Raw genomic sequence first — 20641 nt, 5'->3', positions numbered from 1 at the left:
TGTGGACGGTGTGCGCACGGCCGGTGGGTGGGCCCGCCGCCCGAGGACGGCAGCGGGCCCACCCGGGCGTCAGGCCGCCACCGCGTGGGCGGCGGTGCCGCCCGCTCCGGCGTCGCCGGCTCCGGTGCTGCCCGGGGTGCTGATACCCGCTCCGCCGGCCGCCCGGGCGGCCGGGCGCTGCCCGGGTACGGGCCGCTGCAGCGGGGAGAGGTCCCAGGCGTAGGTGCCGACGGCATGGGCGATCACGTCGATGTTGTTGTCGAAGACCGCCAGGTCCAGGTTGTCCAGGTCGTCACAGGCCTTGTGGTAGCAGGCGTCGTAGGCGGCGCCCGCCGTTCCGCCGTAACGGGCCTGCTGCTCGGGGGTCTTGATCACCTCGGCGCCGGTGTCGGTGCCGCCGGCCGGGATGCCCGCGTCGATGAACGGACCGTAGTCGGAGCGGCCGTCGAAGGCGCGCGGCTCGTGCGGCAGCTCGCGGCCGTCCAGGTAGTCGGTGAGGAAGCGCTCGATCTGGGCCGAGCCCTCCGGGCCCGCGCCGCCGCCCGCGCTGCCGGAGCCGTTGTAGACGAACTGCGCGTAGTTGGGGGATGCGATCATGTCGAAGTTGAGGTAGAGCCGGATGTTCTTCCGGTCCGCGTCGGAGAGCGACTTCACGTACGCCTCGGAGCCCTTGAGGCCGAACTCCTCGGCCGACCACCAGGCGAACCGGACCTTGTTCTTGACCGGCCGGGTGCCGAGGTTCTTCGCGACCTCCAGGATGCCGGCCGCGCCGGAGCCGTTGTCGTTGATGCCGGGCCCGGCCGGGACGGAGTCCAGGTGGGCACCGACCATCACGGTGTTCGCCGGATCGCCGCCCCGGGTCTCGGCGATGACGTTCCAGGTCTTGCGCTGCTCCATGAACGTGCGGACGTCCAGGGTCAGCCGCACCGGACCGGCGGCGGCCTCGGCGGCCAGCGCCTTGCCCGCCGCCTCGGTGATCCCGCCGGTGGGGACCTTCCCGGCGGTGGGCTCGCCGAGGGTCCCGTTCAGTTCGCCGTCGGTGTTGTTGTAGATCAGCGCCCCGACGGCGCCCGCCGTGGCCGCGGCCGCCTGCTTCGCGGCGAAGCTGCACCCGCCGCGCCGGATCAGCGCGATCCGGCCGGTGACGGAGCCCGCCGGGTAGTCGGCGGGCGTGCAGCCGGTGGCGGCGCTCACCGGGGCGACGCCCAACTCGGCGGTCAGGCCCGCCTCCGGGCCGCTCACCGAGTAGGTCATCGCCAGTACCGGCACCGACTCCGCCCGTGGTGACAGCACGTCCAGGCGCTGTGCCCGGGCCTCGAAGAAGGTGTACTCGAAGTCCTGCCGGGAGACCTTGAGCCCGGCCCGCCGGGCCTGTTCGTAGATGTACCGCGCGGACAGGTCGTGGCCCTTCGAACCGGCCGCCCTGGTACCGCCGTTGCGGTCGGCGAACCGTTGCAGCGCGACCAGGGTGTCCCGGGCGTCCTCGGCGCTGCTCGCCCCGACCAGCCGCTCGGCCAGCCTGGCGCCCCGGCGGGCCGGGTCCGGGTCGGCGTTGGCACTGCCCGCACTGACGAGTAGTAACGGCGCGACCAGGGCGGCGGCGGTCAGGGCGGCGAGCGGGGAGGTCCGGGAACGGGAGCGGGGCTTCAAGGCGACTCCTTCCGACGGTCGGTGGGTTCACGATTTGACATGACGGCGACCGCCTTGCCAAGGCCGCCGCGCGGCGCGAGGTGCGCGGGACGCCCAGGGCGGTGATGCTGGAGGGGTGGGGGCGTCTCATCCAGGGGGGTGACCACATGTCCATGCTGGATAAGCTCAAGGGCCTGTTGAAGGGCCACGAGGACCAGGCCGAGAAGGGTGTCGACAAGGCCGGCGACTACGTCGACGAACGCACCCAGGGCAAGTACCAGAGCCAGGTCGACACCGCCCAGGACAAGCTCAAGGAGCAGTTCCGCGACGACCGGCCGCCGCAGTAGCGCGGCCCCCGATGCCGCCCGGCCGGGCCGGCGGCGGCGCTCAGGCGTCGCCCCGGCCCGGCCGTGGTCGGCCCCCGCCCGTCTCCCCCGTCCGTGTTCCCTGCCCCGTGGACGCGCGGCACTGCGAGTAGACACTGTCTACGGTGATCCGGTAGACAGTGTCCATGACCGAACAGGACCGCGACCTCCGCGCCCGCCTGGTGGCTGCCGGCATCGAGCTGGTGACCGAGGAGGGCGTCCACGCCCTCGGGCTGCGGGAGATCGCCCGCCGCGCCGGGGTCTCCCACGGAGCACCGCGCCGCTACTTCCCCACCCACCGCGAACTGCTCGCCGCCGTCGCCCGGCACGGCTTCGGCCGGCTGACCGACACCCTGGCCGGTGCCGACGCCCTCGCCGCCGGCACCGGGGCCGACCCCCGCACCCGGATCGAGGCCCTCGCCCGCGCCTACCTCTGCTTCGCCGCGGCCAACCCCGGCATGTTCGAGCTGATGTTCCGCCACGACCTGCTGGAGGGCAGCGGCACCGAACTGCGCCGCTCCACCCTGCCGCTGTTCCGCACCTTCGTCGGCCTGGTCGGCGAACTCCACCCGCAGGACGAGGACCCGACCGCCGCCACCGCCGCGCTCTGGGCCAACCTGCACGGCCTGGCCCAACTCCGCACCTGGGGCAGCCTCGCCCTGGCCACCGGCAGCGACGGCATCGAACCCCTGCTGGGCGCCACCCTGACCGCCCACCTCGGCCCGGCCACCCGGTGAAGCCCCGTCGCCGCGAGCGGCTCACCCTCGCCACCAGCGTCACCGGTGCCGTCCTCGTCGCCCTGGACGGCACCGTGCTCGGCGTCGCCCAGCCCACCCTCCAGCGCGACCTGCACGCCTCCCTGACCGCCGTCCAGTGGACCAGCACGGGCTACCTGGTCACCGTCGCGGCCCTGCTGGTCTTCGCCGGCCGGCTCGGCGACCGCTACGGCCACCGGCGCACCTTCACCCTCGGGGTGGCCGGCTTCGCCGCCGCCTCCGCCGGCATCGCCCTCGCCCCCGACATCGGCTGGGTGATCGCACTGCGCGTGCTCCAGGGCCTCTCCGGCGCCCTGCTCCAGCCCGCCACCATCGGCCTGCTGCGCGCCGTCTGGCCGGCCGACCGGCTGCCCGGCGCGATCGCGCTGCGCACCGCCGCGCTCGGCGTCTCGGCCGCCGCCGGACCGCTGGTCGGCGGCGCGCTCACCACCCACTTCGGCTGGCGGGCGGTCTTCCTGCTCGGCCTGCTGCCCGCCGCGGCGGCCCTGGTCGCCGCCCTCGCCGTCCCCCCGGTCCGCACCGAACCGGCTACCAGCGGCCTCGACCTGCCCGGCGCGGGACTGCTCGCGCTCGCCCTGGCCGCCCTGGTGCACACCCTGGTGACCCTGCCGACCGACGGCTGGTCGACCGGCACCGCGCTCACCCTCACGGCGGCCGCCCTGGCCACCCTCGCCCTGGCCCGGCACGAGCGCCGCACCGACCGCCCGCTGCTGCCCGCCGCCCTGCTGCGCGCACCCGCCATCGGCCCGGCGCTGGGAGTCCTGCTCGCGGCCTCGGCGGCGCTCTTCGCAACGCTCTTCCCGGCCAGCTACTTCCTCCAGGACGCCCTCGGCCTCGACCCCCTGCAGAGCGCCCTGCGGGCATCGCCGCTCGCCGTGGCGATGGTCGTCGCCGCACCCGTCTCGGCCGGACTGGCGAAGCGCCGCGGCACCCGCGACACCGTGCTGGGCGCGATGGCGCTGCTCACGGCGGGCACGCTGCTCACCGCCCGGCTCGGCCCGTCCTCGGGCGCCGTCGCGATCGGCGGCTGCTTCCTGCTGATCGGCGGCGGCTTCGGCACGGTGATGGCCGTCGCCACCTCCGCCGTCGTCCGGGGCGCGGCCGCCGCCGAGGCGGGCGTGGCGGGCGGCCTCCAGCAGACCGCGATGAACGTCGGCCCGGCCCTGGGCGTCGCGCTGGCCACCGTCCTGGCCGGGCGCACGGCACCGGGCGCGGCACTCGCCCCGGCCGCGCTGTCCGCAGCCGCCGTGGCGGCGGCGGGACTGCTGCTCGCCACCCGGCTGCCCGGCCGGGCCGTCGCCACCCGGCCTCGGGAGGCCACCGGGCCGGGGGCCGCCGGACGCCCGTGACGGGCGCCCGACCAGGACGACCGGGACGACCGGGACGACCGGGGCAGCCGGGGCAGCCGGGGCAACCAGAGGGAGCGTCAGACGCCCGTGGCGCCGTCGAGGGCCTCACGTAGCAGGTCGGCGTGGCCGTTGTGGCGGGCGTACTCCTCGATCAGGTGCACCAGGATCCAGCGCAGCGAGGCGGTCTCGGCACCGAGCACCGCCGCCAACGGAGCAGGCAGCGGTCCGGCCTCGTCCAGCGGCACCCCACGGGTGAGCTCCCGGCCCCGCTCGACCTCCGCCCGCCAGTCGGCCAGGGCCTGCGCCATCCCGCGCGCGGCGTCCAGCCCGTAGCCGTCCGGGTTCTCCGGGCCGTACCGCGGCGGCACCTCCTGGCCGGCGAACACCCGCTGGTACCAGGTGCGTTCGACCTCGGCCAGGTGCTGGACCAGCCCGAGCAGGGTCATCGTCGAGGGCGGCACCGAGGCCGTCCGCACCTGCCCGTCGTCCAGCCCGGAGACCTTGTGCTCCAGGGTGGCCCGCTGGAAGTCCAGCCAGCCCTCCAGTGTGGTCCGTTCGTCCGCCTGCGGGGACGGGATCGGCCGCCCGTCCGGTGTGCTCGCCATGGCCGCCACTGTGGCACGCACCACTGACAACGGCCCCCGGCGCGGCCGAGCACGCCGGGGGCCGGTCCGGGGTCAGGGGTCAGGCCCGGCCGGTCGTGGAGATCACCACCACCTCGGCCACCGCGCCGTCTCACGGGGCTCGGCGGCGCACGGGCCCAGGCTGCGCTCCCTTCGGCGGCTCGCGACCCGCGATGTCACGTTCCGCCGCGCTGCCCGGTCCATCCAGCACCCGTACGACGAAGAACAGAAGAACAAAGGGAGCGTCCTCACCATGAAGGTCTTAATCGTGTGTGTCTCGGTTTCCCACGGCAACACCCGGCGGATCGCCGAGGAGATCGCCCAGCCGCTGGCCGCACCCGTGGTCGCACCGGAGGAGCTGGACCCGGCCGACCTCAGCGGCTACGACCTGGTCGGGTTCGGCTCGGGCGTCTTCACCGGCCGCCTCCACCCGCGCCTGCGGGCCTTCGTCCGCAGCCTGCCGACCGTCGTCCCGTCCGCCGAACGCCCCTGCCGGGCCTTCGTGTTCGCCACCAGCGGCCTACCCGAACCCCGCTTCCGCCCGTTCACCCGGCCGACGGAGCGCGCCCTGGCGGCGAAGGGCTTCCGGATCGTCGACGGCTTCACGGCCCGCGGCCACGACACCTGGCTCCCGTTCCGGCTGGTCGGCGGCATCAGCAAGCACCGCCCCGACACCCGCGACTTCGCCGCCGCCCGCACCTTCGCCGAGCAGCTCCGGAGCACGTCCAACCCGGCCTCCTGAGCCCCGCACCCGGGATCCGGTGGCCGGGCCCCGCCCGACCACCGGACCACCTACGTGCGCCGGAGACCCGACACCCGCGCACGCCCCGGCGCCTCCCGCACCTCCCGGACCACTCCCCCGTCCCGACGCCGGGTGAGCACCACCAACAGCACCAACTGCAGCACCGCACCCACTCCCTGGCCGACCCACACCCCGTCCACCCCCCACCACCGCGACAGCACCACCGCCGCCGCCAACTGCCCGCCGAGCCCGAACACCGCCGACACCACCAACGCCCGCCCGGCCCCGGTCGCCTGGTGGTAGCCGCCGAGCGCGACCGCCGGGGCGTACGGCAGCAGGTAGAGGGCGGCCAGGTGGAGAAACCCCGTGGACCGGGCGGCCACCGCCGGGTCGTCGGTGAACAGCGCGGCGAGCGGGCCGGCCGCACCGGCCGCGAGGAACGCCGCCGCGGCGCCCAGTCCCACGGCGAGGCGGGCGGTGGCGCGCCGCAGGTCGCGCAGCGGCTCGGGCGCACCGGCCCCGACGAGGTGGGCGGCCCGGAGGGCCACGGCCTGGCGCAGCGCGTAGAAGGCCATGGTGAGCACCAGCAGCAGCCGGTAGCCGATGCCGTACCCGGCCACCGCCGCCACCCCGAACCCCGCGACCAGGGCGAGTTGGGCCGTGCCGACGGCCATCCGGGCGGTGAAGTCCAGGCCGTACGGCGCACCGGCCCGCAGGATGCCGAGGGCCGCCGACCCGACGCCCCGAGCCTCCCCAATGCCCCGGACCTCCCCGGCGCCCCGGACCGGTCCGGCGGCCCGGGGCCGCAGGCGCAGGGTGACGGCGAGGGCGACCGCCCGGGAGCCGGCCAGGGCCAGTGCCGCGCCGGGCACTCCGAGGGCGGGCAGCGGGCCGGCGCCGAGGATCAGCAGCGGATCGAGGACCAGCAGCAGGGCGTTGGAGAGCAGCGCGATCCGCATCGGGGTGCGGGTGTCACCGCTGCCCTTGAAGAGTTCGTCGGCGACCCGCTGGGCGAAGAACAACGCGAAGGCCGGGAAGGCGACGGTGAGGTACTCCCCGGCCCTGGCGGCGGCCTCGCCGTCGAGGAAGGCGGCCGCGATCCGGTCCCGCAGCAGGAAGCCAGGGGCGGCGAGGGCCAGGGTGCCGAGCGCGCAGAGCCGCCAGGCAGCGCGGGTGATCCGCCCGGCCTCGGCCCGGTCCCCGGCGCCGAGGGCCCGGGCGAGCCGGACGCTGACGCCGGAGGACACCACCAGGACGAGCCCGAGCAACAGGTTCTCCAGGGTTCCGGCCAGGGTGACGGCGGCCACGGCGGCACCGCCGAGGCCGGCCACCCAGAGCGTCCCGATCACCGTGGCGATCACTCCGGACAGCAGCTCGGCGTAGACCGGCCCGGCCAACAAGGCCAGCCGGACGGACTGTTCGCGCACGGGTCCCCCCATCGTCGCGCCGCCCGCACCGGAGCGGGCGGCTGCCTCGAATGGATATACATCGATTCGAGGCACCTCGACAAGAGGTAGCATCATTCGTGGTGCGGGGCGCATCATGGGGCGCACTCCGACGAAAGGGCTCCGACCGTGCTGACCCTCGCGATCCTCGGCTTCCTGTACGACCAGCCCCTGCACGGCTACGAACTCAAGTCCCGGATCACCGGATTGACCGGTCACGTCCGACCGGTCAGCGACGGCGCGCTCTACCCCGCGATCACCCGACTGGAGAAGGCCGCGCTGCTGGACCGCCGCACCGAACCCGGCAGCGGCGCCGCACCGCGCCAGACCCTGGAACTCACCCCGGAGGGCCGGGCGGAGCTACTGCGGCGACTGGCCGACCCCGAGCAGGCCGAGATCACCGACCAGATCCGCTTCTTCACCCTCGCTGCCTTCCTCCACCAACTGGCCGACCCGGCCCGGCAGGCCGCCGTACTCCGGCGCCGACTGGACTTCCTGGAGGCGCCGAGCAGCTTCTTCTACGACGGGGACGGCCGGCCGGTCACCGCCGAGCGGGAGCCGAACCCGTTCCGGCGCGGCATGCTGCTGGTCGCCCGGGCCTCCGGCGCCGCCGAACGCGCCTGGCTGGCCGAGACCATCGCCGGGCTGGAGGGCGCCACGGGCGGCGCCCCGCGGTGACGTCGGCGGTGCCCCCGCCGAAATCCAGCGGGGGCACCCGCCGCGGACCGGAGGCAGCCCGCCGCGACCCGGTGGCGCCCGCAGCGGACGGGTGGCGCCCGAACCGCCCGGGCGCTCCAAGGAGTGCGGGCCACCAGCCCGAACACCAGGCCGAACGGCCCCGCCCCGGCACGGAACCGACCCCTCCGACACCCATCCCAGGGCGGCCCGGGCGTGGCTATGATGATCTGCCTCACGACCACGGCGCCCCTCCGCTGGCGTGATCCACCACCGCGCCCCGCCCGCCCCCTGGAGGCAGCCGTGCCCAGTGAAGAGACCACAGCCGCCGGCCCCGTCCCCCGGAAGCGGGACGACATCCCGGGCTGGTTCTTCGGCCTGGACCGGGCCGCCTTCTCCCACCTGCTGTCCGCCCAGACGGCCGCCGGGGTCAGCGGGGACATCCTGGAACTGGGCAGCTACCTCGGCCGCAGCGCCGTCCTGCTCGGGGACCACCTCCAGCCCGGCGAGCGGCTGACCGTCTGCGACCTCTTCGACTCCGAGGCCGCCGACGCGGAGAACGCCGCCGAGATGACCATGTCCTACCGCAAGACCCTCACCCGCAGCGCCTTCGAGTCCAACTACCTCGCCTTCCACGCCGAGTTGCCCGAGATCGTCCAGGCCCCCACCTCGGTGCTGGCCGACGGCCGGATCCCGGCGGGCAGCTGCCGCTTCGTCCACGTCGACGCCTCGCACCTGTACGAGCACGTCAGCGGGGACATCCTGGTGGCCCGGGCCGCGCTCGCCGAGGACGGCCTGATCTCGCTGGACGACTACCGTTCGGAGCACACCCCGGGCGTCTCGGCCGCCGTCTGGGAGGCCGTCTTCACCGGCGGACTGCAGCCGGTGCTGCTCACCCCGATGAAGTTCTACGGCACCTGGGGCGACGCCGCGGCCGCCCGGCGGACCCTGCTGGCCCGCGACTGGCGGGCCGAGGACTACGCCGTCGACGAGGACACCATCGCCGGCCACCAGGTCCTCCGCCTCAACTACCAGGTCAAGGCGCCCGCCCAGCTCCAGCGCTCGGCCTCCCGCCGGATCGCCCTGGACCTCCTCCCCCCGGTCGCCACCCGCGCCACCCGCCGGGTCCTCCGCACCCTGCGCGAACGCCGCGACGTGCGCCCCACCGCGAGCTCCTGACCCCCGGAGCGACCCCCGCTCCGGCGCGATCCCGACAGATCCGGCGCGACCCCGGACACAATCCCGGACACAATCCCGGACACAATCCCGGACACAATCCCGGACGCGACCGGCCACCGCCCCGGACACCCACCCGAAACCCACGGCCACCAGCGCCATCACCGCCGTCGCAGCGCCCGCTGCGGCGGCGGTTCGCGTTGCGGCGCCGCCGCGGGCCGATGAGCGCCGTTGAACGGACCGTGGCACCACCGTCATCCGGCCGTCAGCTCGGGCTCAGCTCGGACCCGGAATGTTCACTTCATCCGACTGACGCATTGTCGAAAATTCGTTCACTCACATGGGTGAATCTCCATTAAAGGTTTGCCCATGGACCTTTAAAGACCGCATAGTGATGGCACCTAAGTTTGGTCTTGAGAAAGCCAAGTTCAGGCAAAATCCTTGTGAGTGAGGAGAGACCCATGTTCCACGCTTCCACCTCCGCGGGCCCCGGGCAGCGGCTCCGCGCGGCGATCGCGGACCAGGGCACCACACCCCTGATCGGCGTCCACGACATGTACTCGGCCTCCATCGCGGCCGAGCACTACGACGGCATGTTCGTCTCCGGCTTCGGCTTCGCCGCCTCCTACTACGGCCTGCCGGACATCGGCTTCATCGCCTGGCCCGACATGGTCGCCTTCGTCGAACGGCTGCGCGGCGCGTTCCCCACGCACCACCTGCTGGTCGACATCGACGACGGCTACGTCGATCCCGAGGTCGCGTGCCACGTCGTACGCCGGCTGGAGGCCATCGGCGCCTCCGGCGTGATCCTGGAGGACCAGAAGCGCCCGCGCCGCTGCGGGCACGCCGACGGCAAGCAGGTCCTCCCGCTGGAGGAGTACCTGACGAAGCTCGAACTCGTCCTCGCCGACCGCACCGACCTCCTGGTGGTCGCCCGCACCGACGCCACCGAGGAGGCGGACATCCTGCGCCGCGCCCGCGCGCTCGCCGAGACGGACGCCGACGTGGTCCTGGTGGACGGCGTGCGCAGCGAGGAGTGGATCCGCCGGATCCGCAAGGAGGTCGGCGACAAGCCCCTGCTGTTCAACCAGATCGCGGGCGGCAAGTCCCCCCGGCTGTCCCTCACCGAGCTCACCGAGCTGGGGGTGGACGTCGCGATCTACAGCACGCCGTGCCTGTTCGCGGCCCACCGGGCGATCGACGAGGCGCTCACCGGCCTCAAGACCGCCGACGGGCGACTGCCCTCCCAGGCCGAGCAGGCCAAGCCGGTCGGCGTGCGGGAATCCACCGAACTGCTGGAGCGCAACATCGCGCGCTCCCGGCGGCTCGCGGACGTGACGGCTTGAGCCCCGGGCCGCGCCGGCCCGCCCCGCCCTCGGCGGCCGCCGCGCTGCGGGCCACCGTCCTGGGGCTGACCGGGGCGTGCGCCCTGCTCGCGGTCGGCGCGGCCCCGGCCGCCGCGGGCGGCAGCCTGATCACGGTCATCGACAACTCGCACGCCGACTCCTGGCTGGAGGTCGACCGCACGGCCAACCTCCAGCAGGGCGGCGGCTCGGCGGGAAGCGACCACGACGGCGCCGGGTCACTGGTCGGGGGCCTGGGCGGGTCCCTGGGCGGGGGCCTGGTCGGGGGTCCGGGCGGGGGCCTGGTCGGCAGCGGAGGTGGGCCATGACGGCCCGCGCCCGGCGCCCGCACTGGTGGCGCAGGTTCGACCCGTACCTGCTGGCGCTGGCGGGGACGGTCGGCCTGGCCGCGCTGTTCCCGGCCTCCGGCGCCGGGGCCCGGTTCGCCGCGACGGCCTGCGACCTCGCCGTGGCCCTGCTGTTCTTCCTGTACGGCGCCCGGCTGTCCACCCGGGAGACCGTGGCCGGGCTGCGCCACCTGAGACTGCACGGGCTGGTGCTCGCCGCCACCTTCGGTCTCTTCCCGCTGCTCGGCCTGGCCACCGCGCTGCTGACGCCGGTTCCGCTGACCGAACAGCTGCAGGCCGGGGTGCTGTTCCTCTGCCTGGTGCCGTCCACGGTGCAGTCCTCGGTGGCGCTGACCGGCGCCGCCGGGGGCGACGTCCCGGCGGCGATCTGCGCGGGGACGTACTCCAGCCTGGCCGGGCTGGTGCTCACCCCGCTGCTGGTCGCCGGACTGCTGGGCTCGCACGCCGGGCTGTCGGCGGACGGGCTGCTGCGGATCGGGCTCCAGCTGCTGGCGCCGTTCCTGCTGGGGCAGCTGCTGCGGCCGTGGATCGGCGGCCTGGTGGCCCGTCACAAACGGCTGCTGACCCCGGTGGACCGCGGCTCGATCCTGCTGGTCGTCTACACGGCGTTCAGCGCGGCGGTGGCCCAGGGCATCTGGCACCGGGCGACGCCGTTCGCCCTGCTCGGGATGGTCGTGGTGCTGCTGGCCCTGCTCGCCGTGACCCTGGCGGTCACCGGGCTCGGGGCGCGCGGGCTGGGGCTGGACCGCCCGGCCGCGATCGCGGCGATGCTGTGCGGTTCGCAGAAGAGCCTGGCCAACGGGCTGCCGATGGCCACCGTGCTGTTCGGGGCGGAGGCGGGGGTGATGGTGCTGCCGCTGATGGCCTACCACCAGCTCCAACTGGTGGTGGGCACCGTCCTGGCCGGGCGCTGGGCCCGGGCACCCGAGCCGGTCCCGGCCGGCGGGCAGCCCGCGGCCGAGCTCAGCCCGGCGGGCGGGCCGCCAGCGCACGGCTGATCCCCCGGCGGAGCCGGCTGGAGGCACCGGGCAGGTGCCCCAGCCGGTTCAGCCGTTCCTCCGTCAACTCCGGCCGCCGGGCCAGCAGCAGCACCGCGGCGTACGGGCGCTCGCCCTCCCGCAGCCGCTCGGCCACCAGCTCCACCAGTCCGTCCAGGGCCTCGCCGGCCACCGCCGGGTGGGCGGCCAGCAGCCGCAGCAGGTGGTTGTCGTTCCAGGTGCTGTGCCGCCGGACCGACAGGGTCACCAGCAGGTCGAGCGGCGCGGCGGGATTCCGCACGATCGTGTGCCAGACGAACGGGTACTCGCACCGGGCCAGTACGCGCAGCACCCCGGGGTCGGCGGTCCGCTCGGCCAGCCGCCGGTAGGCCCCGGGTTCGTGCAGGTGGTCGAGCGCCTCGGCGTCGCTCAGCCCGTCCGTCGCGTGGGTGTCGTCCATGTCGGGACGCGAGCCTATCGGGGCCCGTCCCCGAGGAGGACGGACCCTACCCCCAGCGGGCGGCCGCCGTACTGAGCACGGTGTCGGGCAGGACGGGCAACTCCCCCGCCGGCGGCAGCGCCCAGGCCTCCGGATCGGGCGCGAACGGCCCGGTGCGGTCGCCGAGTTGGGCGAGGGCACGCTCCCGGGCCAGCTCCACCTGCCGGTGGGTGGCCCGGTCGATCACGCCGAGCCGCCGGGCCTCGGCGTACTCGTCCTCGTCCTTCCAGCTGTGGGAGCCGAGGTCGGGGGTGATGACCAGATCCAGGAAGAGGTCGAAGGTGTCGATCCCGATGGCCGTCCGCCGGTACGGGAGCTCGAAGTTGACGTACCAGCGCAGCGGGCGGCCCTCGGGACTGAGGAACCGGTGCACGCTGTACAGCTCCCCGGCGGTGAAGCGGCTGACCACCACGGTGTCCCGCCAGAGCCAGCGGTCGAGCTGCCAGGACCCGGCGGCCAGGTCGTCGATGCCGCGCCTGCGGGCGGCGACGTCGTCGTTCCGCTGGGAGGCGGTCCAGCTGGCGGGGGCGAGGCTCTCGGTGCCGGGGCGGGCGGTCATGGTCAGGGTGGTGCCGTCGTCGGCGAGCACGGTGTACGGCATGGCCGTCCAGATCCGTCCGTCGACGACGTCCCGGCGCACGGCGGTGCTGCCCGCCGCGAAGGGGCGCGCCGTCACCGGACGTAGTAGGCGCGGTGGTGGGCGGCCACCGGGGCGGACTGGTAGGTCCAGACGCCGGCCGCCGGGGCCTCGCCGATCAGCTGGGCGAGGTCGCGGGCGGCCTCCTCGGCCGGGTTGCCGAGGTCGAGCCGGACCCGGTCGGCGGTGCGGTCGTCCAGGGCGTAGTAGCGGTACGGGTGGTGGACGTTGAGCGGTCCGGCGAGCAGCCTGCCCTCGTCGTCGGTGCCGTAGCCGGTGATCGGGGTGTTGTTCACCGGCTCGGGGGTGAGGCCGACCAGGTCGACGTCCAGGCCGAGGATCTCCTCCTGGTGCCGGTGCAGCCCCTCCGGGCCGAGTTCGGCCCGGCGGCAGGAGATGCTCCACCGTTCGCGCACGGCGGCCGCGTTGAGCGAGGGCAGGGTGGTCTCGAACCAGCCGGGGTGCTTGGGTTCGGCGTACAGTCGGCGCCCGGCGTCGATGGCGAGCGGGTTGTCGCACAGCACGTGCAGCCGGGCGATGCCGAGCAGCTTGGTCTGGTCGTAACCCCGGGCGTACTGGCCGTAGTTGACCACCGGGATGCGCTCCTCGGCGAACACCGGGTGGGCGATCAGGTTGATCTCCAGCTCCTCGGTGATGCCGCCGCCGTTCGGGTACTGGGCGAAGTACAGCTGGTAGTTGAGCGAGACGCAGGCCCCGCCGTCGAAGGTCGCGGCGCTCAGCCCGGGGTGGCGCTTGTCGAGCAGCCGGCGGGCCCGGGCCGGGTCGACCAGGTAGTCGACGCCGATGTTGTGCAGCGCGCCGTAGTGGAAGGGCAGGTGGTACGGCTCCGGGACGGGCGGCAGCGGCAGGCCGGTCATGAGGGCTCCGAAAGCGAGGGGGACGCGGGCGGGGAGAGGGTGGTCGGCCGCCGCAGCGCCAGCAGGTCCTGGTGCATCCGTTCGGCGCTGCGCAGCGCGAGGGCGGCCATGGTGAGCGAGGGGTTGGAGGTGCCGAGCGAGGGCATCGAGCCGCAGCCGACGGCGTACAGGTTGGGGTGGTCCCAGCAGCGCTGCCACTGGTCGACCACGGAGCTGCCGGGGGAATCGCCCATCAGGTGGGTGCCGCCGGCGTGGCCGGCTCCCCGGTAGCCGTGGACGGCGCCGCGGTGCTCCAGCCGGCCGGGCCAGCCGGCGCCCGGGTAGGCGGTGTGGTCCTCGGCGCCCAGCAGGGCGAAGAGCTGGTCGGAGACGGCCCGGGCGGAGGCCATGCCCTCGCGGACGTAGCCGCCCAGGTCGTAGTGGATCGCGGGGGCGGGCAGGCCGAGCGGGTCGCGCCGGTCCGGGTCGAGGGTGACCCGGTTGGCCGGGTCGGCGGGCTGCTCCAGTTCGAACTGGAGCGAGAACTGCCGCCCGAGCCGGTCGCCGAGGCGTTCGCGCAGCTCCTTGCCGCGCAGCCCGGCGTCTAGCAGCGCGGCGGCCTCGGTCGCCGGGTCGCCACCGGCCCAGGACCAGCCCCAGTTGCCGATCTCGATCCGGAACGGCGCCCGGTGCCGGCGGGCCCCGCCGAAGCGGAAGGCCTCCAGTCCGCCGGTGGAGCCCGGGCCCCGGTAGGGACCGACCTGGCGGGGCATCAGCCCCCAGGTGAGCAGGGCGGGGTGGTCCATCAGGTTCCGGCCGACCTGGTCGCTGCGGTTGGCCAGGCCGGACAGCAGCAGCAGTCGGGCGTTCTCGATCGCGTGCGCGGCGATCACCACCAGGTCGGCGGTCACCCGGTGCGCGGTGCCGCCGGCCAGGTACTCGACCCCGGTGGCCCGTCCGGTCTCCGGGTCGGCGAGCACCCGGCTGGCCACGGCCTCGGTGCGCAGTTCGACGTCGGGCGCCCAGCGGGCCTGGGTGCGCAGCGGGGTGTACTTGGCGCCGCCCGGGCAGGCCGGGACGCAGCTGGCGCTCCCGGCGCAGGGCGCGCCGTGGCCGCTGCCGGGCCGGGTGGGCAGGCCGTTGCGGGCGTGCGGGGTGCGGGTGACGGCGAGCCGGGCCGGGTCGGACATGGCGGGGTCGCGCACGGTCCGGCCGTCGAGGGCGCGGGCCAGCTGCCGGTCGAGGTAGCTGGCCGGGATCGCCCGCATCGGGTAGGCGTAGTCCGCCGGGAGGGGCAGGCCGACGGCCCGGCGCTGTTCCTCGGCGTCGGCGGCGACGCCGAGTTCCTGTTCGGCGTCGCGGTAGTGGGGTTCCAGGTCGTGGTAGCCGATCGGCCAGTTGCGGCCGTGGCCGAGGTCGCCGGTGCGGAAGTCCTCGGGGTGCATGCGCGGGGTGAGGCCGGTCCAGAGCAGTCCGGTGCCGCCGTTGGCGCGCAGGTAGCCGCTGGCGTAGGGCAGCGGGCCGTACTGGCGCAGGTGGCCGTGGGCGGTGTAGCCGCCGTCCGGGTGGCCGGTGAGGTCGGTGACGTCGGGTGACGGGGCGTCGGGGCTGTGCGGGTAGGGCGAGGTGGGCGGTCCGCCGCCGGCCGCACGGTGGGCGGCGGCGGTCTCGGCGCTCCCCGGTGCGGTCCGGCCGGCCTCCAGGACGAGGACCCGCCAGCCCCGGGCGCCGAGCCGCTGGGCGACCAGGCTGCCGGCGAAGCCGGCCCCGACCACGACGGCGTCCCAGTGGGCGCTCACCGCTGCTCACCTCCGAACGGGGCGCCTCCGGCCGGCGCGCCTTCGAACGAGGCGCCCCCGGCCGGGGCCGCGGCCCAGCTGCCGTGCCCGGGGGCGGCGGCGCCGGGCGGGCTGGCCCGGAAGGTCCGCCAGACCAGTCCGTGGTCGTGGGCGCGGGCGGAGCTCGGCGCCTCGCCGGGCCAGGCGCCGACGTACCAGAGGTGGACCAGGGCGTGCTCGTCGCGGACCCGGTGGGCCAGGGTGGTGCGGTGGTGTTCGTCGGCCATGCCGGTGGCGCGGAGTTCGGGGACGTCGAAGCCGGTGAGTTCGGCGCTGACGCGCAGGAACTCGTCGAGGTCGGCGAGTTCGTCCTCCCCGGCGGGCCCCCAGGGCCCGTACGGGTCGTCGGCTGCGGTGCGATCGTCGGACACGGACACGCGGGTACCCCCACGATCGTCGGCGGACGGCCAGGAGCGGATGGCCAAGACATGACAGGCTGGTGCCGAGCGGGCACGCTCCGCCTGCTCAGCGCGATCCTCCCGTCCGGGCGGACCGCCGGGGGCCGCTTGCCCGAATGTGACGTATCTTGATCAGTTCACGATCGATCGTCGCCCTCGCATGGCGGCTCCTGAACCGTTTCCGCTCAGCCCAGCGCGCGCACCGCCGCCAGCACGTCCAGGCCGAGCGCCGGGTCCGCAGTCTCGGGCAGGTTGACGGACAGCCGGGTGACCAGCCCCGCGTACCGGCGGTGGATCTCCCGGGCGACCTCCTCGACCGTGCCGGAGACCGCGAAGGCGTCGAACACCTCGTCCGAGACCAGTGCCGTCATCTCGGCCCAGCGCCCGCGCACCGAGTGGGTGTGCAGCTCCTCCTGCAAGCCCTCCCAGCCGTGCTGCGCCAGCACCGGGCGGTAGGCCGGGGTGGAGGCGTAGAAGGCCAGCCGCTCGCGCACCCCCGCCCGGTTGGCCGCCAGTTCCTCCTCGGTCCGGCCGGTGGCGGTGAGCACGTTGCCGACGGTCTCGAACGGCCGCCCGGTCCACTCCGCCCCCTCGGCCTCCGCCCGCGCCCGCGCCTCGACCAGCCCGGGCAGCACCTGCTCGGTCAGGTAGGCGGTGGAGCAGAACGGGTGCGCGAGGAAGCCGTCCGCCACCGCCCCGGCGGTGCGGGTCATCAGCGGCCCGACGCCCGCGAGCAGGATCCGGGGCACCCCGGACGGCACCGGGTCGGGCGAGAACACCGGCGTCATCACCGTGTGGGTGTAGAACTCGCCCCGGAACCGCAGCCGTTCACCGGTCTGCCAGCTGTGCCAGATCGCCCGCACCGCGTGCACGTACTCCCGCATCCGGGCGGCCGGCCGGTCCCAGGGCATCCCGAAGCGCTTCTCGATGTGCGGCTTGACCTGCGAGCCCAACCCGATGACGGCCCGTCCGCCGGAGGCCGCGTGCAGCCCCCAGGCCTGGTAGGCCAGCGTCATCGGGGTGCGGGCGAAGGCCACCGCGATGCCGGTGGCCAGCTCGATCGACTCGGTGCGGTCGGCCGCCCGGGCGAGCTGGAGGAACGGGTCGTACGCGGTCTCGGCGACCACCAGCCGGTCCATGCCCCGGCGTTCGGCCTGTTCGGCGGCGTCGAGGATGCCGGCCGGGTGCCCGGAGGCGGTGGCGTCGAGGCGGAGGGCGGCGGGTCGGTCCATACGGGTGCTCCTGGTCGCGGGGCTTGCGTCGTGCGGGGCTCGTGCGGTGCGGCGGGCTCATACAGCGCCGGGCTCGGGCAGCGCCGGGCTCGTGCGGTGTCGTGCGGTGCCGTGCGGTGCCGTGCTGCGGTGGTACCCGCCCAGCCTGCCACGCCGTCACGGGCCTGCCGGCCGGCCCTCCCCGGCGAACAGCCGGTCCAGGTGCCGGTCGACGGCGGTGAGCGCGGCGTCCGGCCCGACCACGCCCAGCTCCAGCAGGGTGGTGAACCCGGTCAGCGCGAGCAGCAGGTCCGTCTCCACCACCGGGTCCCGGTCCGCCGCCACCAGCCCGTCGGCGATCGCCTCCCGCACCACCCGCTCCACCTCCGCCCGCCCCCGCACCAGCCCGCCGCGCGCCCGCGCCCGGACCTCCTCGTCGTGCAGCGCCTCCAGGACGTAGGCGGCGCTCATCCGGCTGGTGACCCGCGAGTCCGGCTGCAGCGGCAGCAGTTCGACCAGCATCGCCCGCAGCACGGCGCGCGGGTGCGGCCGTTCGCCCAGCCCGGCCAGCGCCCGGGCGACCCGCAGACCGCTCTGCTCCCCGGCGAGGTCCATCGCGAATCCGAGCAGCTCCGCCCGGGAGGCGAAGTAGTGCTGGAGCTGACCGAGCGAGATCCCGGCCTCCCGGGCGACCTCACGCAGGGTCAGTTGGGTGGTGCCGCGCTGCTCCACGATCCGCCACAGCGCGCGGGCGATCGTCTCGCGGCGCTCCCGATGGTCCACCTGCTTGGGCATGCCCCGGCACTCCTCGACGACTCCCGACCAACCTTTTCCATACGCTTGACATAATACAGCCGACCTACAACGCTGGGGGCATTCCCGAGGGAGGAGCGTCCCATGCTCGTACAGCCCGTCGCCCGCACCGCCGGGGGAACCGTCCGCGGTTTCGTGGACCGCGGCCTCGCCGCCTTCCGCGGCATCCCCTACGGCCGGCCCCCGGTCGGCCCGCTCCGCTTCGCCGCCCCCGCCCCGCCCGAGCCCTGGGACGGCGTCCGCGAGACCGTCGAGTACGGCCCCGTCGTCCCCCAGTCCGGCCCCCTGCAGGTCGAACCGACCACCGGCACGGACTGGTTGACGCTCAACGTCTGCACCCCGGCCCCGGACTCGGCCGGGCTGCCGGTGCTGGTCTGGCTCCACGGCGGCGGCTTCATCTCCGGCACCGCGGGCGACCCGCTGTACGACCCGACCGGGCTGGCCCGGGCCGGCCTGGTCGTGGTGACCGTCAACTACCGGGTGGGCGCCGAGGGTTTCGCCCTCCTCGACGGCGCCCCGGCCAACCGCGCCTTCCTCGACCAGATCGCGGCCCTGGAGTGGGTGCAGCACAACATCGCCGCGTTCGGCGGCGATCCCGCCCGGGTCACCGTCGCCGGCCAGTCGGCCGGGGCCTCCTCGGTGGCCGCGCTGCTGACCGTGCCACGGGCCCGCGGCCTGTTCCACCGGGCGATAGCCCACTCCGTCGGCGGCAACCTCGCCACCCCCGCGCTGGCCGCCGAGATCACCGCCGCCCTGGCGGAGCGGCTCGGCACCGCTCCCACCGCGGCCGGCCTCGCCGGCACCGACCCCTGGCAGCTGGCCGAGGCCGTCACCGCGCTCGGCACCGCCCTCCCCGAGCACCTCGCGCACTGGGGCCGGCTCGCCCACACCGGCGTCCCCACCGTGCCGGTGGTCGACGGCGAGCTCCTCACCGAGGAGCCCTGGACGGCGCTGGCCGCCGGACGGGCCGAGGGCATCGAGCTGCTGGTCGGCCACACCCGGGACGAGTTCCGGCTGTTCGCCGTGCTGGCCGGCCGGCACGGCGCCTTCACCGAGGACGACGCCCGCACCGCACTGGACCTGCTCGCCCCGCGCCCGGGCGGCCCGGAGGCCTACCGCGCCGCCTTCTCCGGCGCCACGCCCTCCGACCTGGTCGAGGCCGTCTTCTCCGACTCGCTGTTCAAGATCCCCTCGCTCCACCTCGCCGAGGGCAACACGGCGGCCGGCGGCACCTCCCACCTCTTCCAACTCGCCTACCCGGCCCCCGCCCTGGGCGGGGTGTTCGGCGCCTGCCACGGCCTGGACGTCCCGCTGGCCTTCGGCTCCCTGGACAGTCCGATGGCCCGGCACTTCCTCGGCGACCCGCCCGCCCCGGAGGCCGTCGCGCTCTCCCAGGAGCTCCAGCAGGCCTGGATCCGCTTCGTCGGCACCGGCGATCCCGGCTGGGCCGCCCACGAGCCGGAGCAGCAGCTCACCCGGGTCCTGAGCGCCCGTTCGGAGACCGTCCGCTACCCGGACCAGGCCTCGCGCGGCATCTGGGCGGAGGGCGGTCCGACCCGCTTCGACCTGGTCTGACGCTCCCCCGGCCTGGTCTGACGCTCCCCCGACCTGATCTGACGCTCCCCCGGCCCGGGCGGGCCCTCCCGCCCGGGCCGGCCCCTTCGCCCCTGGCCGCTCAGCGCCCGACCGAGGCCAGGTACCCGGCGGTCAGCTCGGGCGTGGCCAGCCAGGCCGCGTGGTCGCTCGGCTCGGCGTAGGTGTTGGCCAGCCGCCGGGCGACCTCCGGGTGCTCCGCCGCGGCCGCGAAGACGCCCTGGAGGTGGTCCGGCATGGTCAGCAGGGCGGTGGTGAAGTCGACGGCGTGGCGGGCGTGCCGCTGCCAGAACCGTTCGGCGGTGCGGCACATCCAGTCCGCAGTGAACGGGGCGTCGCCGTGCTCGCGGATCGCCCGCCGGTACGCCTGCGCCGCGCGGGCGGCGCCGTTGGCGCCCTGCCCGGTGATCGGGTCGTTGACCACCACCGCGTCGCCCAGGCCCAGCACGTGCACGGCGTCGACGCCCGAGCCCAGTTCGGCCACCGGACGGCGGACGGTCGGGGTGACCGCACCGCACAGCCCGGCCCCGGCGTCGGTCGGCTCGGCCTCCCGCCACAGCTCCGCCTCCCAGGGCAGGTACTCGGCCAGCAGGGCACGGATCCGGTCGAGGTGGACGTCGGGCGCGGGCCCGTCGCCGAACACGTCCAGCGGGCCGCCGGGCAGCGCCTCCCAGAGCAGGATGTCGCACGGGCCGGTGCGGGTCAGGGCCGGCTGGAGGTAGAGCTCACCCAGGCCGGGCAGGGCGTGCATCCGGGCCCTGGGCCCGGCGGCCGGGTCGGGCGCCCCGACGCCGTGCGCGTACAGGCAGGACAGGGCCCGCTGCGGCCGGTCGAACGGCGAGCGACGAGGGTCCCGTTCGAAGATCCGGGCGAGCTCGCCGCGGCCGGTCGCGACCACGGTCAGCTGGTGCCGCCGGGCCAGTTCGTGCAGTCCGGCGCGGTCCAGGGAGCGGTACTCGACCCGGCCGCCGCGCTCGGCGAACAGCTCCAGCCAGCGGGACAGCTTGATCCGCTGGTCGACGGACCGGGCCGGCTCGTCGAGGGTCATGGTGAACTCCAGCGCGCGGACGCCCGGCGGCGCCACCAGCGCCGCGTCGACCGAGTGCACCGCCGGGGCCTCGTCCGCCCACAGGTCCAGCCCGGCCGCCGCCTCGATCCGCAGCGCCGGGCCGAACATCGCCTGGGTGGACAGCACCCGCCCGCCCCGCAGCTGGTCAGGGGTGCGCTCGGCGACCAGCGTCACCTCGCAGCCGTCGGCCACCAGCCCGAGCGCGAGCTGGAGGCCGGCCTGGCCCGCTCCGACGACGGCGATCCGGCGCATACGGGG

Annotated in this window: 21 protein-coding genes; 10 read left to right on the top strand and 11 right to left on the bottom strand. The window is 75.2% G+C overall.

Annotated features, from left to right (window positions below; all coding sequences use genetic code 11):
* Positions 1 to 69: 69 nt before the first annotated feature.
* Positions 70 to 1650, bottom strand: a complete 1581-nt coding sequence (locus tag AB0F71_RS30485) for a M28 family metallopeptidase (RefSeq protein WP_360240981.1) — start codon at positions 1648 to 1650, stop codon at positions 70 to 72.
* A 146-nt stretch (positions 1651 to 1796) separates the two neighbouring features.
* On the opposite strand from AB0F71_RS30485, the gene AB0F71_RS30480 reads away from it, so the two are divergent.
* The 3 genes from AB0F71_RS30480 (at position 1797) to AB0F71_RS30470 (ending at position 4119) form a co-directional block, all read left to right on the top strand.
* Positions 1797 to 1976 (top strand): antitoxin, encoded by a 180-nt coding sequence (locus AB0F71_RS30480; RefSeq protein ID WP_360240978.1) that lies wholly within the window; start codon positions 1797 to 1799, stop codon positions 1974 to 1976.
* Positions 1977 to 2140: 164 nt separating this feature from the next.
* A complete protein-coding gene (locus AB0F71_RS30475; protein WP_360240975.1) occupies positions 2141 to 2731 on the top strand; it encodes a TetR/AcrR family transcriptional regulator in 591 nt (196 codons plus the stop codon).
* Positions 2728 to 4119 carry an MFS transporter gene (locus AB0F71_RS30470; RefSeq protein WP_360240972.1) on the top strand — a complete coding sequence of 464 codons (1392 nt, stop codon included), beginning with the start codon at positions 2728 to 2730 and terminating at the stop codon, positions 4117 to 4119. Before AB0F71_RS30475 ends, AB0F71_RS30470 begins: the two co-directional genes overlap by 4 nt.
* Positions 4120 to 4196: 77 nt before the next feature.
* Here the strand turns inward: AB0F71_RS30470 and AB0F71_RS30465 are convergent, their stop codons facing one another.
* Positions 4197 to 4724, bottom strand: a complete 528-nt coding sequence (locus tag AB0F71_RS30465; RefSeq protein ID WP_360240969.1) for a DinB family protein — start codon at positions 4722 to 4724, stop codon at positions 4197 to 4199.
* A 271-nt stretch (positions 4725 to 4995) separates the two neighbouring features.
* Here AB0F71_RS30465 and AB0F71_RS30460 point away from each other — a divergent pair, with 271 nt between their 5' ends.
* Entirely contained in the window at positions 4996 to 5484 is a 489-nt protein-coding gene (locus tag AB0F71_RS30460) for a flavodoxin family protein (protein ID WP_360240966.1), read from the top strand.
* A 50-nt stretch (positions 5485 to 5534) separates the two neighbouring features.
* On the opposite strand, the gene AB0F71_RS30455 is transcribed toward AB0F71_RS30460, so the two are convergent.
* Positions 5535 to 6911 carry an MATE family efflux transporter gene (locus AB0F71_RS30455; protein WP_360240963.1) on the bottom strand — a complete coding sequence of 459 codons (1377 nt, stop codon included), beginning with the start codon at positions 6909 to 6911 and terminating at the stop codon, positions 5535 to 5537.
* A gap of 147 nt (positions 6912 to 7058) precedes the next feature.
* Here AB0F71_RS30455 and AB0F71_RS30450 point away from each other — a divergent pair, with 147 nt between their 5' ends.
* The 5 genes from AB0F71_RS30450 (at position 7059) to AB0F71_RS30430 (ending at position 11489) form a co-directional block, all read left to right on the top strand.
* Entirely contained in the window at positions 7059 to 7607 is a 549-nt protein-coding gene (locus AB0F71_RS30450; RefSeq protein WP_360240960.1) for a PadR family transcriptional regulator, read from the top strand.
* 300 nt (positions 7608 to 7907) lie between these two features.
* Positions 7908 to 8783, top strand: coding sequence for a class I SAM-dependent methyltransferase (locus AB0F71_RS30445; protein WP_360240957.1), 876 nt, complete (start codon positions 7908 to 7910; stop codon positions 8781 to 8783).
* 458 nt (positions 8784 to 9241) lie between these two features.
* Positions 9242 to 10126, top strand: a complete 885-nt coding sequence (locus AB0F71_RS30440; protein WP_360240953.1) for an isocitrate lyase/PEP mutase family protein — start codon at positions 9242 to 9244, stop codon at positions 10124 to 10126.
* Positions 10123 to 10452 carry a hypothetical protein gene (locus AB0F71_RS30435; RefSeq protein ID WP_360240950.1) on the top strand — a complete coding sequence of 110 codons (330 nt, stop codon included), beginning with the start codon at positions 10123 to 10125 and terminating at the stop codon, positions 10450 to 10452. The genes AB0F71_RS30440 and AB0F71_RS30435 overlap by 4 nt, the downstream gene beginning before the upstream one ends.
* Positions 10449 to 11489, top strand: coding sequence for a bile acid:sodium symporter family protein (locus tag AB0F71_RS30430; protein ID WP_360240947.1), 1041 nt, complete (start codon positions 10449 to 10451; stop codon positions 11487 to 11489). Before AB0F71_RS30435 ends, AB0F71_RS30430 begins: the two co-directional genes overlap by 4 nt.
* On the opposite strand, the gene AB0F71_RS30425 is transcribed toward AB0F71_RS30430, so the two are convergent.
* The 7 genes from AB0F71_RS30425 to AB0F71_RS30395 all read right to left on the bottom strand — a co-directional run bounded on the left by AB0F71_RS30425 (position 11455) and on the right by AB0F71_RS30395 (position 17703).
* Positions 11455 to 11928 carry a hypothetical protein gene (locus AB0F71_RS30425; RefSeq protein ID WP_360240944.1) on the bottom strand — a complete coding sequence of 158 codons (474 nt, stop codon included), beginning with the start codon at positions 11926 to 11928 and terminating at the stop codon, positions 11455 to 11457. The genes AB0F71_RS30430 and AB0F71_RS30425 overlap by 35 nt on opposite strands.
* A 46-nt stretch (positions 11929 to 11974) precedes the next feature.
* Positions 11975 to 12643, bottom strand: coding sequence for a DUF402 domain-containing protein (locus AB0F71_RS30420; protein WP_360240941.1), 669 nt, complete (start codon positions 12641 to 12643; stop codon positions 11975 to 11977).
* On the bottom strand, positions 12640 to 13482 hold the full coding sequence (locus tag AB0F71_RS30415; protein ID WP_360240938.1) for a hypothetical protein: 843 nt from the start codon (positions 13480 to 13482) through the stop codon (positions 12640 to 12642). The genes AB0F71_RS30420 and AB0F71_RS30415 overlap by 4 nt, the downstream gene beginning before the upstream one ends.
* Positions 13479 to 15260, bottom strand: coding sequence for a GMC family oxidoreductase (locus tag AB0F71_RS30410; RefSeq protein ID WP_360240935.1), 1782 nt, complete (start codon positions 15258 to 15260; stop codon positions 13479 to 13481). The genes AB0F71_RS30415 and AB0F71_RS30410 overlap by 4 nt, the downstream gene beginning before the upstream one ends.
* On the bottom strand, positions 15257 to 15670 hold the full coding sequence (locus AB0F71_RS30405) for a hypothetical protein (RefSeq protein ID WP_360240932.1): 414 nt from the start codon (positions 15668 to 15670) through the stop codon (positions 15257 to 15259). Before AB0F71_RS30405 ends, AB0F71_RS30410 begins: the two co-directional genes overlap by 4 nt.
* A 212-nt stretch (positions 15671 to 15882) precedes the next feature.
* Positions 15883 to 16929: a TIGR03617 family F420-dependent LLM class oxidoreductase gene (locus tag AB0F71_RS30400; RefSeq protein WP_360240929.1), complete on the bottom strand. Its 1047-nt coding sequence runs from the start codon at positions 16927 to 16929 to the stop codon at positions 15883 to 15885.
* Between the two features lie 156 nt (positions 16930 to 17085).
* Positions 17086 to 17703 (bottom strand): TetR family transcriptional regulator C-terminal domain-containing protein, encoded by a 618-nt coding sequence (locus AB0F71_RS30395; protein WP_360240926.1) that lies wholly within the window; start codon positions 17701 to 17703, stop codon positions 17086 to 17088.
* 102 nt (positions 17704 to 17805) lie between these two features.
* Between AB0F71_RS30395 and AB0F71_RS30390 the strand changes: the two genes are divergently transcribed.
* Complete coding sequence (locus tag AB0F71_RS30390) at positions 17806 to 19296, top strand: carboxylesterase family protein (protein ID WP_360240923.1); 1491 nt, start codon at positions 17806 to 17808, stop codon at positions 19294 to 19296.
* A gap of 100 nt (positions 19297 to 19396) precedes the next feature.
* Here AB0F71_RS30390 and AB0F71_RS30385 read toward each other — a convergent pair whose 3' ends face one another.
* The gene (locus AB0F71_RS30385) at positions 19397 to 20635 is read right to left on the bottom strand and encodes a styrene monooxygenase/indole monooxygenase family protein (RefSeq protein WP_360240920.1); all 1239 of its coding nucleotides are present in this window, start codon (positions 20633 to 20635) and stop codon (positions 19397 to 19399) included.
* Between the last annotated feature and the right edge of the window lie 6 nt (positions 20636 to 20641).

The organism is Kitasatospora sp. NPDC028055 (genome assembly GCF_040637885.1).
Taxonomy (GTDB): Bacteria; Actinomycetota; Actinomycetes; order Streptomycetales; family Streptomycetaceae; genus Kitasatospora.
This window is presented reverse-complemented; position numbering and strand designations above follow the sequence as displayed.

Excerpts from the sequence above, each read along its gene's own strand:
- AB0F71_RS30395 (WP_360240926.1), bottom strand. The coding sequence starts at position 17,703 with ATGCCCAAGCAGGTGGACCATCGGGAGCGCCGCGAGACGATCGCCCGC.
- AB0F71_RS30390 (WP_360240923.1), top strand. The coding sequence starts at position 17,806 with ATGCTCGTACAGCCCGTCGCCCGCACCGCCGGGGGAACCGTCCGCGGT.
- AB0F71_RS30385 (WP_360240920.1), bottom strand. The coding sequence starts at position 20,635 with ATGCGCCGGATCGCCGTCGTCGGAGCGGGCCAGGCCGGCCTCCAGCTC.
- AB0F71_RS30415 (WP_360240938.1), bottom strand. The coding sequence starts at position 13,482 with ATGACCGGCCTGCCGCTGCCGCCCGTCCCGGAGCCGTACCACCTGCCC.
- AB0F71_RS30460 (WP_360240966.1), top strand. The coding sequence starts at position 4,996 with ATGAAGGTCTTAATCGTGTGTGTCTCGGTTTCCCACGGCAACACCCGG.
- AB0F71_RS30480 (WP_360240978.1), top strand. The coding sequence starts at position 1,797 with ATGTCCATGCTGGATAAGCTCAAGGGCCTGTTGAAGGGCCACGAGGAC.
- AB0F71_RS30475 (WP_360240975.1), top strand. The coding sequence starts at position 2,141 with ATGACCGAACAGGACCGCGACCTCCGCGCCCGCCTGGTGGCTGCCGGC.
- AB0F71_RS30440 (WP_360240953.1), top strand. The coding sequence starts at position 9,242 with ATGTTCCACGCTTCCACCTCCGCGGGCCCCGGGCAGCGGCTCCGCGCG.
- AB0F71_RS30430 (WP_360240947.1), top strand. The coding sequence starts at position 10,449 with ATGACGGCCCGCGCCCGGCGCCCGCACTGGTGGCGCAGGTTCGACCCG.
- AB0F71_RS30425 (WP_360240944.1), bottom strand. The coding sequence starts at position 11,928 with ATGGACGACACCCACGCGACGGACGGGCTGAGCGACGCCGAGGCGCTC.
- AB0F71_RS30400 (WP_360240929.1), bottom strand. The coding sequence starts at position 16,929 with ATGGACCGACCCGCCGCCCTCCGCCTCGACGCCACCGCCTCCGGGCAC.
- AB0F71_RS30465 (WP_360240969.1), bottom strand. The coding sequence starts at position 4,724 with ATGGCGAGCACACCGGACGGGCGGCCGATCCCGTCCCCGCAGGCGGAC.